The sequence below is a fragment of the Streptomyces sp. NPDC048295 genome, assembly GCF_040652135.1.
In the GTDB taxonomy this organism is placed as follows: domain Bacteria; phylum Actinomycetota; class Actinomycetes; order Streptomycetales; family Streptomycetaceae; genus Streptomyces.
In genome coordinates this window covers 12079-26349 of record NZ_JBEZLL010000044.1, presented here as the reverse complement: position 1 = coordinate 26349, position 14271 = coordinate 12079, and the positions used below count along the sequence as shown (strand labels likewise).

Genomic DNA, 14271 nt, shown 5'->3' with positions numbered 1-14271 from the left:
TACGCCCATCCGTACTCAGGTGCGCACTTACTTTCAGGAGTACGCCGACAACCCCGACAGCGACGTCCTCTTCCGTGACCAGGAGGCGCGGCGCCCCGTGTGCAAACGGTGCGCGCAGAAGCTGACCGATCAGCGTTGGGCGGAGACCACCGTGCGCGGCGGCGCATGGTCGGCCGGGAACCCGTCCGGGCGCGGCACCTGTCACGTCGACGACGTCGCCCGCGAGGAGGCCGCCGCCAAATCCTTCTGTCTCCGGGCTGCCGCGCCGCCGGAGCCGGACGACGACCCGGAGGAGGAGAGGGGCCGCGGCTGGTTCCGCCGACGGCCCTGGCGAAGGGGCGCGCGAAACTGCGGCCGCGAGCCTGGGCACGAAAGTTGTCGTTGACCTCCTATCCCGACCCGGCTCTTCTTGAAGCACTCAGCACGATATCTGTCGCCGAATTCGCATCGTTGTTGACGTGTTCCGTGCTTCTCGCAGGCACGTTGTCGCGGCGTCCCAGCCCGCGGGGCGGGCAGGTCAGGACTGCGTGGTCCGGAACGCGAGATACCGGCTGAAGGCTTCGTGGCTGTCGGGGGTGAAACGCCACTCCAGCAGGGCCGACTGCAGCTCCGGCTCGGTCAGCCAGCCATGCCAGGCGACCTCATCAGGATCGACGGCCACCGTGTCCGGTACCACGGCTTCGTGCACGCCGAGCCAGTGGGGGCTCAAGCCGCTGCGATTGAGGAACGTGAACAGCAAGCGCGGCAGTACACGAATGCCCAGCTCTTCGGCCAGCTCCCGCGCGGCGGCCTGTTCATAGGACTCACCGACATCCACGGCGCCACCGACCACGACCTCGTAGAGCCCGGGGAAGCGCGACAGCTGCTCCGACCGCCGGTGAACGAGGATCCGCCCACGCTCACCACGACACACCGTCACGGCGACCCGGTGCAGCCAACCCTCCTGGATGGCCTGTCGACGGCTGACCGCCATCCCCAGCACACGATCTTGGTCGTCGACACGCTCCACCAGTTCGTCCACGACGCACACCCTGGCAGAGTCCACTGACAACGCCGCTTCTCGGAGCCTCATGGAGGCCGACCCAGGAGAACCTGCGCCAGGAGGCCGAACGCGGATGACCACAGTTGTCGTGCAACGACACCTTTCGTGCTCAGGCTCAGGCCTTGACCGAGGGCGCCTGTGCGCGGGAGTGACTTCGTTCACGAAGAGCATCCCACCCGGTCAGCCAACGTGACAGTGCACGACGACGACATGACGGATCTCTGGGACAGGCGTTCAGGTCCGAGCTGCGAAGGGCTCCGAGACGTGATCGTGGAGCTGTTGAGAGCCGACCCCGGATTCGCCGCGTTCGCGGCGGACAACCCGCGGATGGATCCGCCCGGGCATGGAGGCCCCCCGCCCCGCAGCCGGTAGACGCTTGCCATCGTCGGGTTGCGTCTCCTGCGCTTGCCGGTAGGGATGATCAAGCCGGGCTGGATCTGCTCGACCGACTTGCCTACGGGGACCTCAACGTACGAGTTCACCGATTCCAAGGCGGTGCCACAGCACTTGCGCCGACGAGCAGGGCGGCCGCCCTGGAAAGGACGGCCGGACTACTTGCATTTTTCCACACATTCCGGTCAGTATGTTCCATCCGCAAGGCACGCCAGCCGGCAGTTGATGTGCGGGCACTCCCCAGGAATGGGCTCCCGGATCGCCCCGAGGTGGATCAGTGGGGCCGGGCCGTGCCTGGTGCCGGCAGGGCCACCTGGGGGAGGCGGGGGTCGGGTTCGGAGGGGATGATGTCGGTGGTTTCCACCAGCCAGCGGAGCACTGCGTCGTGCAGGCGCCGCTCGATGTCCGCGTAGGCGGGGTTGCCTGCGAGGTTGGTCCGCTCGCGCGGGTCGTTCGTGCGGTCGTACAGCTCGGGCTGCTCGTAGAGCCGCCATACGTACGTCCAGTCCCTGTCCCGTACCGCGACCGCCTTGCCGACCAGCTCGGGCTGTTCGTGCTGGAGGGCCCCCTTCAGGTCGTAGGGGAAGCCGGGGCGTTCCATCTGCGGTTCCTCCTCCACCGTGAAGCCGCCTTCGGTGAAGGCGTACGTGCGGTGCGCGGTGTCCGGGTCGCGCAGCAGCGGGGTGAGGCTGCGGCCGAAGTGGCGGTGGGGGGCCTCGATTCCGGCCAGTTCCAGGACGGTCGGCAGGACGTCGATCATCTCCACCATCGCGTCGCTGACCTGGCCGCCGGTGAATCCCGGGCCGCTGATGATCAGCGGGTCGCGGGTGATGCAGTCGTGCATCGCAGAGGGCCACTTCTCGATCAGGCCGTAGTCGCCGAGGTATTCGCCGTGGTCGGTGAAGAAGAGGGTCACGGTGTCGTCGGCCGCGCCCGCCGCCTCGACCGCCCGCGTCACCCGGCCGAGCTGGTCGTCGAGGCGGGCGATCATGCCGTAATACGTGGCCACCACCTCGCGCCACTGTTCCGGGGTGACCTCGCCGATGCCGTAGCGGTCGCGGATCGCCTGCATGAAGCGGGGTTCGCCGGAGGGGTCGCCGGGAGCGGAGGGGGCGGGCACCGTTGCCCGGTCGAACCGGGAGAACCAGGGCTCCTCGACCTGGAACGGGCAGTGCGGGGCCACAAGCGGCACGAACAGCACCCAGGGGCGCTCGGGAGGATGCGCGAGCCACTGTTCGGCGGTGCGTACAGCGGCCTCGTCCGGGTCGATCCGGCCGTCGTCGGGCACCTGCCCCCGGTAGAACAGCCGGGACCAGACGCCGTCCGGGTAGTCCCCCTTGTATCCGACGGTCGGCGGGATGGAGAAGCCGTATTCGTGGACGCTCTGCTCGGTGACGCCGGGTGCGAAGGTGTCGCCCCGGGCGCCCGCCCAGGTGACGTGGTAGCCGGCCTCTTTGAGGAGCCGGAGCAGGTTCGGCTCGTGCTCCTTGAGGAGGTTGGTCAGGGACCGGTGACCGGCGGTGTGCGGGTACCAGCCGGTGAGGATCGATGCGCGGCTGGGGGAGCACACCGGGTGCTGGACGAAGGCGTTGGTGAAGCGGGTGCCGTGGGCAGCGAGCGCGTCGATGTGCGGGGTGTCGATGTGCTCGATGGCATCGGCACGCAGCTGGTCGGGCATGAAAACCACGAAATTGGGGTGGGAGGTCATGGTGGGTCCTTTCACAGGGTCGCGGCCGTCGCCGAGCGGCGGTCGAGTGCCGCCTGGACCGCGGCGGCGTCGCGCGGGTAGGTGCGGTAGAGCAGGGTGATCAGAAGGGCGCCGATCGAAGTCAGTACGACGACGAACCAGAGGAAGGCGGTCCGGAGGCCGAAGGCGTCACCGATGAAGCCCACGCAGAGTGTGGTGACGGCCCAGCCGGCGGCCTCGACCGAGAGCATCAGGGCGAAGGCGGCACTGCGCAGTTCCGGCAGGACGGCCGCCATCATCAGTGGCCTGTTGATGCCGGGCAGGGCGCTCTGCACAGCGGCGACGAGCGCGAACAGGAGGAAGTAGACGGCTGGTGACGACCACGCGATCTGGGTGGTGACTGCCGCCATGGCGACGTACGCGAAGAGCACGCACTGCATCACCCGGATGCGTCCGGTGCGCGGGTTGCGCCGGTGCAGCCGGTCGGTGACGACGCCGCCGAGCAGGGTTCCCGCGATGTATGCGACGGCGACCGGGAGAGTGATGGTGGAGGCTGCGGCGTTGCTGAAACCCCTCTCCTCCACCAGGAACGTCACACCGAAGGCCAATAGCACGAACTGGCCGGTGAACAGGCGCTGGCCGCAGATGACGAGTAGCGTGCGGTTGCGCAGCAGTTCCCGGATCCGCGCCCAGGTCAGGTCGCGCTCGCGTACCGACGGGTGAGTGTTGGCGCCGAGCTGGGGTTCGGCGGCGCCGACGCCGGGGTCCCGCAGGAAGAGCAGGACCAGGGTGCCTGCGACGACCTGCAGGGCGCCCGCGGCGAAGAAGCCGTAGCGCCAGCCGTCCTCGGTGTCCGCGAGTTGGCCGAGCAGGGGGCCGGACACACCCACGCCGATCGCCGCCAGGCCGTAGAGGTAGGAGGAGGCCCGGCCGCGTGTGCCGTCGTCGAAGAGGTCGGCGAGCAGGCCGTTGGCCAGCGGACCGCCGCCCGCGACACCGGCTGCGGCGATGGTGAAGAGGAGCAGCAACTGGACGTAGTTCTGGGCGAGTCCACAGGCCATGGTCCAGACGCCCCACAGGCCGCTGCACACGGCGAGGACCGTCTTGCGGGGGTAGCGCTGGGCCACCAGGACCCATAGGGGGCCGAGGAACACGGCCACGAGCTTGCTGACGGAGGTGAGGGCGCCGAGCGCGGCCAGGGGCAGGCCGAGGGCGGTCCGCAGGGCGGGGAAAAGCACCGAGACAACGCTCGATTCGCCGTTGTCCACGCTCAACAGGCCGCCCAACAGGGAAACTTGCCGCCAGCGGCCGGGTGCCGGGCGGTCCGTGTCGGCCGGGATCGAGGGAGAAGGAGAGAGCGAGTCTGCTTCGGTCGGCATCGTGTGACTCCTTTGTCGGTGCCGGGCGAGGTCCGGGATTCCGGGTGGAGGGGTCAGCCGACCTGGTCGGTGGTCTGCGTGTGGGCCTGTTCTGCGGTCCGGACGTGGGTCTGGTCGCGGGTCTGCAACAGGTGCGCCCACCGTTGGAGGAGACCGGCGGTCCGGGGGCGGTCCGGGGCGTGCCAGGAGACGGGCACGTTCAGGGTCGTGAGGCGGGCTTCGAGATCCTCGGCGAGGTGCTCGCGCCCGGTGTCGCGCAGATGGCGGGCGTAGCGGACGGGGTCGGTGTAGTAGGTCGGGCCGGTCTGAAGGGTGACCTGCATGGGGTCGGGCAGGGAGCCGGGGCGGCCGGCGTAGGCGTGCCACCAATCGGCGAGGTGTGCCCGCATCCGCGCCGCGAGGTCCGGCTCCTCTGCCATCAGGTCCCGTGTCAGGTAGGGGTCTTCCGTGACGTGGAAGAGCTGTTCCCACTCGGCTCGGAACGCGCCGGGGTGGTAGGTGCGGATGTAGAGGTGGTCACGGGTGCGGACCGCGCGCTGGTAGGTGTGGGCGCCGTGGCCCAGGACGAGGTGGTCGCGGGACTCGATGGTCTCGCCGTGGACGGCCGCCGCGAACGACTCGCCCTGCCACCCCGCCGGTATGTCCATACCGAGCAGGTCGCAGAGGGTGGGCGCGAGGTCGATGTTGTAGAGGAGGGCGTCGTTGCGGCGGGCCGTGTCGGACAGCCGGTTGGTGACGCCGGGCCAGTACACGACCAGTGGCAGCCGGTGGGTGGGCTCGTTGGCGAGGCCGTGCTCCGCGTACGAGCCCTGCTCGCCGAAGGACTCGCCGTGGTCGGCGCTGACGATGACGGCGGTGTCCTCTGCGATGCCCAGTTCCTCCAGTGCGGCGAGGAGCCGGCCGAAATGATGGTCCCAGTAGGCGACCGCCCCGTCGTAGCCGTTGATCAGGTGCTCGAAGTCCGCGCGGGAGCGGATCGCGTCGGGCATGTTGTGCGGCACGGGCGAACCGGCGGGCCCGCGCAGCGAGTAGTGCAGGTCGAGCGCGCTGCGAGGGCCGTAGGTCTCGGCTCCGTGGCGGGCGATGGTCTCCGCGTCGGGCCACTCCTGCACGGGTCCCGAGGCGGCCATCCGTTCGGTCCACTCGGCGGGCTGGGTGTAGTCGGTGTGCGGGTCCCAGTAGGTGAGGTGGAGGTACCAGTCGTCTTCGTCGGCGTGGCGGCGGATCCAGTCGATCGCAGCACGGTTGACGTCCGGGGCCTCCTCGTCGCCGAACCGGTCGGTCGCGCGGATCGACTCGCGGAAGTTGCCGTGGAAGAAGTAGGCGCGATGGCGTTCGGCGAAGACGGAGACGGCTGCGGTGTAGTAGCCGCCCCAGCCGAGCCGCTGGCCCAGCAGCGGCCGGTCGGGTTCGGGGCCGTGGCCGGCATCGAGGCGGAACTGGGCGGCGGGCCCGAAGTGGCCGACCACGCCGTTGGTGATGCCGAACTGGCCGCTCGTCAGGGCGGTACGGGAGGGCAGGCAGGGCGAGTCGGAGCAGTAGTAGCGCTCGAAGACGACGGACTTGTCGGCCAGCTTCTGCAGGTTCGGGGTGGTGGGGCGGTGATAGCCGTACGGGGTGGTGTGGTCGGCGCGGAGTGTGTCCACGTCGACGTAGATGATGCGCATGGCGGGACTCCAGGTGGACGTGCAGGGGGAGCACGGGTGTTTTCGGGTACGGCCGACCGCGGGCTCACCGAGGGGAGCCCGCGGGTGCGGGCGGCGGAGTCAGGGGCGTTCACCCGGCAGTGGCGGCACGGGCGCCCGGGTGGGATCGCTTGGCGCCCGGGACCGGGTGGGGTCACTCGGCGTCCGGGCGCCCTTCGACGGCCCGTTCCAGGCGGGCCGCGGTGAGCTGGAGCCAGGCGATGTAGGAGGCGCTGAAGGCGTAACCGTGCTCATGGGCCATGACATGGACCTCACGCGCCCAGGCCGGGTCGAGTTCGGGGATCTGTGCCTCGTACTCCGCGGGGAACGGCGGTGTGGCGGCAGTGACGTCGTGCTGGAGCCGGTACTCCAGCTCGGTCCGTACGATGTCGAGCGCGATCTCCGGACCGAGCTGGCCGCCGAAGATGAACCGCAGCTTGAAGTCGGGGTCCATGGGCCGCGGCGACGGTTCGAACGGTGAGCGGGCCCACTCCAATAGCGCGGCGCGCCCTTCCTCGGTGAGGCGGTAGACCTTCGCGTCAGGGCGTCCTTCGCGTGGATCGACCTCGAAGTCGACCCAGCCGCGCTCCACCAGCTTCGACAGCCGGCGGTAGATCTGCGGGAGCTGGACGCCGTAGCCGAGGTAACGGCCGGACCGGTCCATCCATCCCCGCAGGTCGTAGCCGGAGAGCCGGCGCAAGGCCAGCGCCCCCAGAATCACATAGTCGAGGTGCATGAAAGGTACCTATGTTCCTGAGAACTGATGGGGTTCAGACTTGCCCGGTCAACCGGGCAGTGTCAAGAGTCTTCACGCGGCAGCAACGCAACGGAAACCCGCGTGACCGCTGGAGCTGTCCGGGCTGTTGGCGGTGCGGGCGGCGACACGGTAGCGGTTGCAGTAGGAGCGGTGGCACATGTGGGAGCCGCCGCGGATGACTTTGTCGGTGCCGGTGGCGGGGCCCCGGGGGTTCACCAGCGGGCGCCCGGCCCGTGCGCCGTGGTCGGTGGTCCACCAGTCGGCGCACCACTCCCACACGTTTCCCGACATGTTGAACAGGCCGAGGCCGTTCGGCTCGAAGGCGTCGACGGGGGCGGTGCCCCGGTAGCCGTCGGCGCCGTTGTTCTTCGACGGGAAGGTGCCGCGCCAGATGTTGCAGCGGTACGTACCCTGCGGATCCAGCTCGTCGCCCCAGGGGTAGCGCTTCTGCTCCATTCCTCCGCGCGCCGCGTACTCCCATTCGGCCTCGGTCGGCAGTCGCTTGCCGGCCCAGTGCGCGTAGGCGGCGGCGTCGTTCCAGGACATGTGGACCACCGGGTGGTCGCCCCGGTCGACGACGGTACTGCCGGGTCCCTCGGGCCGGTCCCAGGAAGCGCCGTCGACGCCGCACCACCAGGGGGTCCGCTCCGGCCTGGGGGCGCCACGCCGCAGTCCTGCCGGCAGGAACCCGGCGAACACGTACGACCAGCCCAGGCGCTCGGCGTCGGTGCGGTAGCCGGTGTCGGCGGCGAACGCCGCGAACCGCTCGTTGGTCACCGCGCAGGCGTCGATACGGAACGGTGCGAGCCGGACGGCGCGCACCGGACCCTCCCCGTCGTCCGGGAATCCCTCGGCGTCCTCGGTGCCCATCAGGAACTCGCCGCCGGGCAGCAGTACCATCCCCTCCGTCCCGGCCCCGGGCGCGATCGCTCGCGGCTTTGGCGCCGCGAGCCCGTTGGAGGCCGGGGCGGACCGGGCGGACCCGGGCATGCAGCAGCGTGGAGGCGTGGTGGGGTCGGTCATGACGGTGGCTCCTTCTCGGCGGATGTCCTCGGTGCGGCGGGCTTCAACAGTCCGGCCTTGGGTCGGACGATCGGATTCCAGGTCCTCCCCCGAAGACTGTTGCAATCCCATTCTTATGTTCTAACGTACATAGGTCTCCACCGACAGACCGAGCACGAGGGGCCCCCATGAAGGCCATCATGGTCATGTTCGACACGCTCAACCGCCGCTTCCTCCCGCCCTACGGCGCGGAAGGTACACGCGCCCCGAACTTCACCCGCCTCGCGGAGCGGACGGCGACCTTCGACACCTGCTACGCGGGCTCGATGCCCTGCATGCCGGCGCGGCGGGAGCTGCACACCGGCCGCCACAACTTCCTTCACCGCGGCTGGGGCCCCCTGGAACCGTTCGACGACTCCATGCCGCAGCTGCTCACCGAACACGGCATGTACACCCACCTGGTCACCGACCACCAGCACTACTGGGAGGACGGCGGCGCCACCTACCACGGCCGCTACCGCACCTTCGAGTTCTTCCGCGGCCAGGAGGGCGACGCGTGGAAGGGCCATGTCGCCGACCCCGAGATCCCGCAAGCCCGGCGCGCCCGGCGCGGCGAGACCTGGCGCCAGGACTGGATCAACCGGCAGTACCTGGCCGACGAGGCGGACCACCCGCAGACCCGCACCTTCGATGCCGGCCTGGAGTTCCTCCGTACCAACCGCTCCGAGGACGGCTGGTTCCTGCAGATCGAGACCTTCGACCCGCACGAGCCCTTCTTCAGCTACGCCCGCCACAAGCAGCACTACCCGCACGCCTATTCCGGCCCGCATTTCGACTGGCCCGACTACCAGCGCACCACCGAGTCGGACGACGAGATCACCCACGCACGCCACGAGTACGCGGCGCTGCTGACCATGTGCGACGCCTCCCTGGGGCGTGTGCTCGACGCCATGGACGAACTCGCTCTGTGGGACGACACGATGCTGATCGTGTGCACCGACCACGGACTGCTGCTCGGCGAGCACGGATGGTGGGGCAAAGGCGTCCAGCCCTGGTACGACGAGACCATCCACGCCCCGCTCTTCGTCTGGGACCCCCGCAGCCGGATCCGGGGTGAGCGGCGCTCGTCGCTCGTGCAGACCATCGACCTAGGCCCCACACTCCTGGAGTACTTCGGCATCGAGCCGACCCCGGACATGCAGGGCCGCCCGTTGCGGCAGACGGTCGCCGACGACACCCCGGTGCGCGAGGCAGGCCTTTTCGGCGCGTTCGGCGGCCATGTGAGCGTGACCGACGGCCGGTACGTCTACATGCGGGCCTGCGCCGACCGGTCGAACCGACCCCTGCACGAGCACACCGTGATGCCCACGCACATGCGCGGCCGGTTCAGCCCAGCCGAACTCAAGGACGCCGCGCTGGTCGCACCGTTCTCGTTCACCAAGGAGGTGCCACTGCTCAAGGTGCCCGGCCACACCATGTCCAACCCGTACGCCTTCGGCACCCTCCTCTTCGACCTCGAAACGGATCCGGACCAGCAACACCCGCTCGTCGACGACGACCTCGAACTGCGCATGGCAGGACTGCTGACCGAGCAACTGCGCCTGGCCGACGCCCCACCCGGACAGTACGAGCGGCTCGGGCTGCCCCCCGCCGGTCCCGTGACTGCCGAGCACCTGCTGGCCCGCACCCAGCAACCGCAGGCCGAGGCCGCCTGCGAGCCGCCGCCCCGCGCCGAGGACTTTCCCGACGGCCCGTGCAGCGTCCACGTACCGCTGCGCGAACTGCTGTCCCACCCCGGGGCCGAAGCCGTCCTGCGCCGGCACTTCGCCACACTGCTCGACAGCCCGTTCGTGCACGCCGCCGCCGACCTGTCCCTCCTGCAGATCGCAGCCGTCGCCATCGGCATGCTGCCGAACGATCTGCTGCGCACCGTCGCCGACGAGCTCGCCACTGCCGGCCCGCGTTCCTGAGACAACCTGTCATCTCACCGGGAGTTCACCACCATGGCATCCCCTGTCGACAAAGGCGCAGCCGACGCATACGCGGACGCTCCCGCCCACCACCGCCTGGTCGAGGCGGCCCTCGCCCGCCTCGACCTGGACGCCAAGGCCCGGCTGTTGTCCGGCCAGGACCTGTGGTCGCTGCCGGCGCTGCCGGAGATCGGGCTCGCCCCACTGGTCATGTCCGACGGACCGGTCGGCGTACGCGGCTCCGGCTGGTCACCGGACGACCCGTCCCTGACCCTGCCCAGCCCGACAGCGCTCGCCGCGTCCTGGGACCCCGCACTGGCGCGGACCGTGGGCCGTGTACTGGCCCAGGAAGCCCACCGCAAGGGCGTACACGTCCTGCTCGCCCCGACGATCAACCTGCACCGCTCGCCCCTGAGCGGACGCCACTTCGAGGCATACTCCGAAGACCCGCTGCTCACCGCACGGATCGGCGCCGGATACGTCACCGGCCTCCAGGAGAGCGGCGTCGCCGCGACCCTCAAGCACTTCGTCGCCAACGACGCCGAGACCGAGCGCTTCACCGTCGACAACCACGTGAGCGAGCAGGCACTGCGCGAGCTGTACCTGGCCCCCTTCGAAGAGATCATCGCGACCGCCCGGCCCTGGCTGCTGATGTCCGCGTACAACTCGGTCAACGGCAGCACCATGACCGAGCACCGCGCGCTCCAGATCGGCGTACTGCGTAAGGAATGGGGCTTCGACGGGTTGGTCGTCTCCGACTGGCTCGCCGCCCGCGACACCGTCCGGGCGATCGAAGGCGGCCTGGACGTGGCCATGCCCGGACCGCACACCGTGTACGGACCGGCGCTGGCCGCCGCCGTACGGGACGGCACGGCCGACGAGACGGCCGTGGACGAGGCCGTTCGGCACGTGCTGCTGCTCGCCGCCCGGCTGGGGCTCCTCAAAGGGGCCGAGCCCGCCGTCCCCGCCGACCGGCGTCCGGCCCCGCTGGACGGTGCCGCCGTCGCCCGCGACACCGCCGCCCGCTCCTTCGTGCTGCTCCGCAACGAGGGCGGAGTCCTGCCTCTGGATCCGGCGGACGACACCATGAGCGGTGGGGGCATCGCCCTCATCGGCCACGCCGCCCGCCACGCGCGCATCCTCGGCGGTGGCTCCGCGACCGTCTTCCCCGGCCACGTCGTGTCCCCACTGGACGGACTGCGCGCCGCCCTGCCCGCCGGTACCCCGCTCACCTGGGCCCAGGGCGCCGACCTCGGCGAGGGCCTGAACCCCGCTGCCGACGGCTTCACCCTGCACGCCGTCCTGCGTGGTGCCGACGGCCAAGTGCTCGCCGACACCCCGCTGCCCGACGGGCGAATCCGATGGACGGCCGAAACCCTCCCCGGGGGCACGGACTTCGACGCCCTGGACTCCGTCGAACTGCTCGGCACCTTCACGCCGCGCACCGACGGACCGCACAGGTTCGGCACCCGCGGCCTAGGCGCCTTCCGGCTCACAGTGGATGGCACCACCCTCTTCGACGGAGTTCACCGGCCCGCCGACGCCGACCCGCTGGAGGCCGTCACCGGACGACCGGTGCCGCGCGGCACGGTGGAGCTGACGGCCGGGCGCCCGGTCGAGGTCAGCCTGCTCGCCCGGGAGCCCCGAATGAGCTACGGCTCTCTGCGCGGCGTCACCTTCGGGCTCGCCCACCGCGAAGCCGCCGGCGAGGAGGACCGGCTGATCGAGGAGGCGGTCGCCGCCGCCCGCGCCGCCGACACCGCGATCGTGGTCGTGGCGACCACCGAGACCGTGGAGAGCGAGGGCTTCGACCGCAGTTGCCTGCGCCTGCCGGGACGCCAGGACGAGCTCGTCGCCCGCGTGGCCGCCGCCAACCCCCGTACCGTCGTCGTGGTCAACGCCGGCGCACCGGTCGAGATGCCGTGGCGCGAGGACGTGGCAGCGGTGCTGCTGACCTGGTTCCCGGGCGAACAGGGCGGCGCGGCCCTCGCCGATGTCCTGTTCGGCCGCGCAGAACCGGGTGGTCGCCTCCCCACGACCTGGCCCGCACGTCTGGACGACGTTCCCGTCCGCCAGGTCACGCCGCGGGACGGGGTACTTCGCTACGACGAGGGCACGTCCATCGGCTACCGTGCCTGGCAGCGGCACGAGGCCGAGCCGGCCTACGCGTTCGGCTACGGGCAGGGCTACACCACCTGGGAGCACGAGCACCTCGTCCTCGCCGACGACCGCACGCTCCGCGTCCGCGTCCGCAACACCGGCTCCCGGCCGGGCCGCGATGTCGTCCAGGTGTACGTCTCCGCTCCCGAGGGACCGGAGGGTCCGGACCGTAGGCTGGCCGGCTTCGCCGCCGTCACGGCGGACGCAGGCGAGAGCGTGGAGACCGACATCACCCTGTCCCGGCGCGCCTTCCAGATCTGGGACACGGCCGCCCGCAACTGGACTACCCGACCGGGCCGGTACGTGATCCAGGCCGCGCGCCACGCGCAGTCGCCCACGCTCGGCGCCGAACTGCACATCCCGGGCTGACCGCCCGGCACGCCCCCTCATGCCGCGGGGGGACCGGAAACCCTGACACCCGGTCTCCCCGCATTCCCAGCCCGCCCCCAGGGGCCACAGGAAAGAGAAGGACCCAGGACACATGGACGCCGATGTCGTCATCGTCGGAGCCGGGCTCGCCGGACTCGTCGCCGCCCACGAGCTGACCTCGCGCGGCCGGCGCGTCGCCCTCGTCGACCAGCAGGGACCCGCCGACCTCGGCGGGCAGGCGTACTGGTCGTTCGGCGGCCTCTTCCTCGTCGACTCGCCGGAGCAGCGCCGCACGGGCGTCCGAGACTCCCTGAGCCTGGCCTGGAACGACTGGCAGGGCAGCGCGGGGTTCGACCGGCTCGGCGACGAGGACACCTGGTCCGTCCGCTGGGCCCGCGCCTACGTGGAGTTCGCGGCCGGGGAGAAGCGCGCATGGCTGGCCGGCCACGGGATCTCCTTCCTGCCGACCGTGGGCTGGGCCGAACGCGGGGGTCTTCGCGCGGGCGGGCACGGCAATTCCGTGCCACGCTTCCACGTCACCTGGGGCACCGGGCCCGGCGTCGTCGAACCCTTCGTACGTCAGGCGTGGCGGGCGGCCGACGCCGGCCTGCTCACCTTTCACCACCGCCACCGGGTGGACGAACTGATCGTCGGCTCCGACGCGGTCCAGGGCGTACGGGGTGCGGTGCTGGCCGAGGACGCGGCACCCCGCGGGGCCGCCACCACCCGGGCCGAGACCGGCGAGTTCACGCTCACCGCGCAGGCCGTCATCCTCACCACCGGCGGTATCGGTGCCAACCACGAACTCGTGCGGAGGCACTGGCCGGCGCGTCTGGGCACCCCACCCTCGCACATGGTCACCGGAGTCCCCGCGTACGTCGACGGCCGGATGCTCGACATCAGCGCCGCAGCGGGGGCTCGCCTGGTCAACCGCGACCGGATGTGGCACTACACCGAGGGCCTGACCAACTGGAATCCGATCTGGCCAGGACACGGCATCCGCGTCCTGCCCGGCCCCTCACCCATGTGGTTCGACGCCCTCGGCCGTCGCCTGCCCGACCCCTGCCTGCCCGGCTACGACACCCTCGCCACGCTCCGGCACCTGCGCACCACACCAGACATCGCCGACTACGACCACTCCTGGTTCATCCTCACCCAGAAGATCATCGAGAGGGAGTTCGCCCTCTCCGGCTCCGAGCAGAACCCGGACATCACCGGCAAGGACCGTGCCGCGTTCCTCCGCGCCCGTCTCTTCGGCAAGGGCGCGCCGCCCGCCGTCGACGCCTTCCAGCGAAACGGCGAGGATTTCGTCACCGCCACCACCCTCGACGAGCTCGTCGCCGGCATGAACCGGCTCACCGGCGAGCCCCTGCTCGACGCCGCCGCCCTCCGCCGTCAGATCGAGGCCCGCGACCTGCAGATCGCCAACCCCTACAGCAAGGACTCCCAGGTCCAGGGCATCCGCAACGCGCGCCGCTACCTGGGCGACCGCGTCGCCCGAACCGCCGCGCCCCACCGTGTCCTCGACCCGGCGCACGGCCCCCTGACAGCCGTCCGTCTCCACGTCCTCACCCGCAAGACCCTCGGAGGCATCCAGACAGACCTCGACTCCCGTGCCCTCGGGGAGGACGGCCGCCCTGTGGACGGCTTGTACGCGGCAGGCGAGGTCGCCGGCTTCGGCGGCGGCGGAGTCCACGGCTACAACGCGCTGGAGGGCACCTTCCTGGGCGGCTGCCTCTTCAGCGGACGCCAGGCCGGCCGCGCCGCCGCACAGTGCGTCGCGTGACCCGACTCCACCGGCGGGATGTCGTCGTGTCACGAGCTCTC

General features: G+C 70.7%; 10 protein-coding genes. 4 read left to right on the top strand and 6 right to left on the bottom strand.

Going from position 1 to position 14271, the window contains the following annotated elements; translation table 11 throughout:
* The first annotated feature begins 19 nt into the window (after positions 1 to 19).
* Positions 20 to 385: a hypothetical protein gene (locus AB0D53_RS39100; RefSeq protein ID WP_362454127.1), complete on the top strand. Its 366-nt coding sequence runs from the start codon at positions 20 to 22 to the stop codon at positions 383 to 385.
* A gap of 132 nt (positions 386 to 517) precedes the next feature.
* Here the strand turns inward: AB0D53_RS39100 and AB0D53_RS39095 are convergent, their stop codons facing one another.
* The 6 genes from AB0D53_RS39095 to AB0D53_RS39070 form a co-directional block, all read right to left on the bottom strand.
* A complete protein-coding gene (locus AB0D53_RS39095) occupies positions 518 to 1072 on the bottom strand; it encodes an NUDIX domain-containing protein (RefSeq protein WP_362454126.1) in 555 nt (184 codons plus the stop codon).
* Between the two features lie 637 nt (positions 1073 to 1709).
* Positions 1710 to 3143, bottom strand: coding sequence for a sulfatase-like hydrolase/transferase (locus tag AB0D53_RS39090; protein ID WP_362454125.1), 1434 nt, complete (start codon positions 3141 to 3143; stop codon positions 1710 to 1712).
* Between the two features lie 11 nt (positions 3144 to 3154).
* The gene (locus AB0D53_RS39085; protein WP_362454124.1) at positions 3155 to 4501 is read right to left on the bottom strand and encodes an MFS transporter; all 1347 of its coding nucleotides are present in this window, start codon (positions 4499 to 4501) and stop codon (positions 3155 to 3157) included.
* 53 nt (positions 4502 to 4554) lie between these two features.
* A complete protein-coding gene (locus AB0D53_RS39080) occupies positions 4555 to 6168 on the bottom strand; it encodes a sulfatase (RefSeq protein WP_362454123.1) in 1614 nt (537 codons plus the stop codon).
* 172 nt (positions 6169 to 6340) lie between these two features.
* Entirely contained in the window at positions 6341 to 6922 is a 582-nt protein-coding gene (locus AB0D53_RS39075; protein ID WP_362454122.1) for a PadR family transcriptional regulator, read from the bottom strand.
* A gap of 72 nt (positions 6923 to 6994) precedes the next feature.
* Positions 6995 to 7966, bottom strand: coding sequence for a formylglycine-generating enzyme family protein (locus tag AB0D53_RS39070; RefSeq protein WP_362454121.1), 972 nt, complete (start codon positions 7964 to 7966; stop codon positions 6995 to 6997).
* A gap of 167 nt (positions 7967 to 8133) precedes the next feature.
* Here AB0D53_RS39070 and AB0D53_RS39065 point away from each other — a divergent pair, with 167 nt between their 5' ends.
* The 3 genes from AB0D53_RS39065 to AB0D53_RS39055 all read left to right on the top strand — a co-directional run bounded on the left by AB0D53_RS39065 (position 8134) and on the right by AB0D53_RS39055 (position 14230).
* Positions 8134 to 9915 carry a sulfatase gene (locus tag AB0D53_RS39065; RefSeq protein ID WP_362454120.1) on the top strand — a complete coding sequence of 594 codons (1782 nt, stop codon included), beginning with the start codon at positions 8134 to 8136 and terminating at the stop codon, positions 9913 to 9915.
* 33 nt (positions 9916 to 9948) lie between these two features.
* On the top strand, positions 9949 to 12444 hold the full coding sequence (locus AB0D53_RS39060; protein WP_362454119.1) for a glycoside hydrolase family 3 C-terminal domain-containing protein: 2496 nt from the start codon (positions 9949 to 9951) through the stop codon (positions 12442 to 12444).
* Between the two features lie 112 nt (positions 12445 to 12556).
* On the top strand, positions 12557 to 14230 hold the full coding sequence (locus AB0D53_RS39055; protein WP_362454118.1) for an FAD-binding dehydrogenase: 1674 nt from the start codon (positions 12557 to 12559) through the stop codon (positions 14228 to 14230).
* The last annotated feature ends 41 nt before the right edge of the window (positions 14231 to 14271 follow it).

Coding starts and splice junctions, on each gene's coding strand:
- AB0D53_RS39095 (WP_362454126.1), bottom strand. CDS start 1,072: ATGAGGCTCCGAGAAGCGGCGTTGTCAGTGGACTCTGCCAGGGTGTGC.
- AB0D53_RS39090 (WP_362454125.1), bottom strand. CDS start 3,143: ATGACCTCCCACCCCAATTTCGTGGTTTTCATGCCCGACCAGCTGCGT.
- AB0D53_RS39085 (WP_362454124.1), bottom strand. CDS start 4,501: ATGCCGACCGAAGCAGACTCGCTCTCTCCTTCTCCCTCGATCCCGGCC.
- AB0D53_RS39080 (WP_362454123.1), bottom strand. CDS start 6,168: ATGCGCATCATCTACGTCGACGTGGACACACTCCGCGCCGACCACACC.
- AB0D53_RS39075 (WP_362454122.1), bottom strand. CDS start 6,922: ATGCACCTCGACTATGTGATTCTGGGGGCGCTGGCCTTGCGCCGGCTC.
- AB0D53_RS39070 (WP_362454121.1), bottom strand. CDS start 7,966: ATGACCGACCCCACCACGCCTCCACGCTGCTGCATGCCCGGGTCCGCC.
- AB0D53_RS39065 (WP_362454120.1), top strand. CDS start 8,134: ATGAAGGCCATCATGGTCATGTTCGACACGCTCAACCGCCGCTTCCTC.
- AB0D53_RS39060 (WP_362454119.1), top strand. CDS start 9,949: ATGGCATCCCCTGTCGACAAAGGCGCAGCCGACGCATACGCGGACGCT.
- AB0D53_RS39055 (WP_362454118.1), top strand. CDS start 12,557: ATGGACGCCGATGTCGTCATCGTCGGAGCCGGGCTCGCCGGACTCGTC.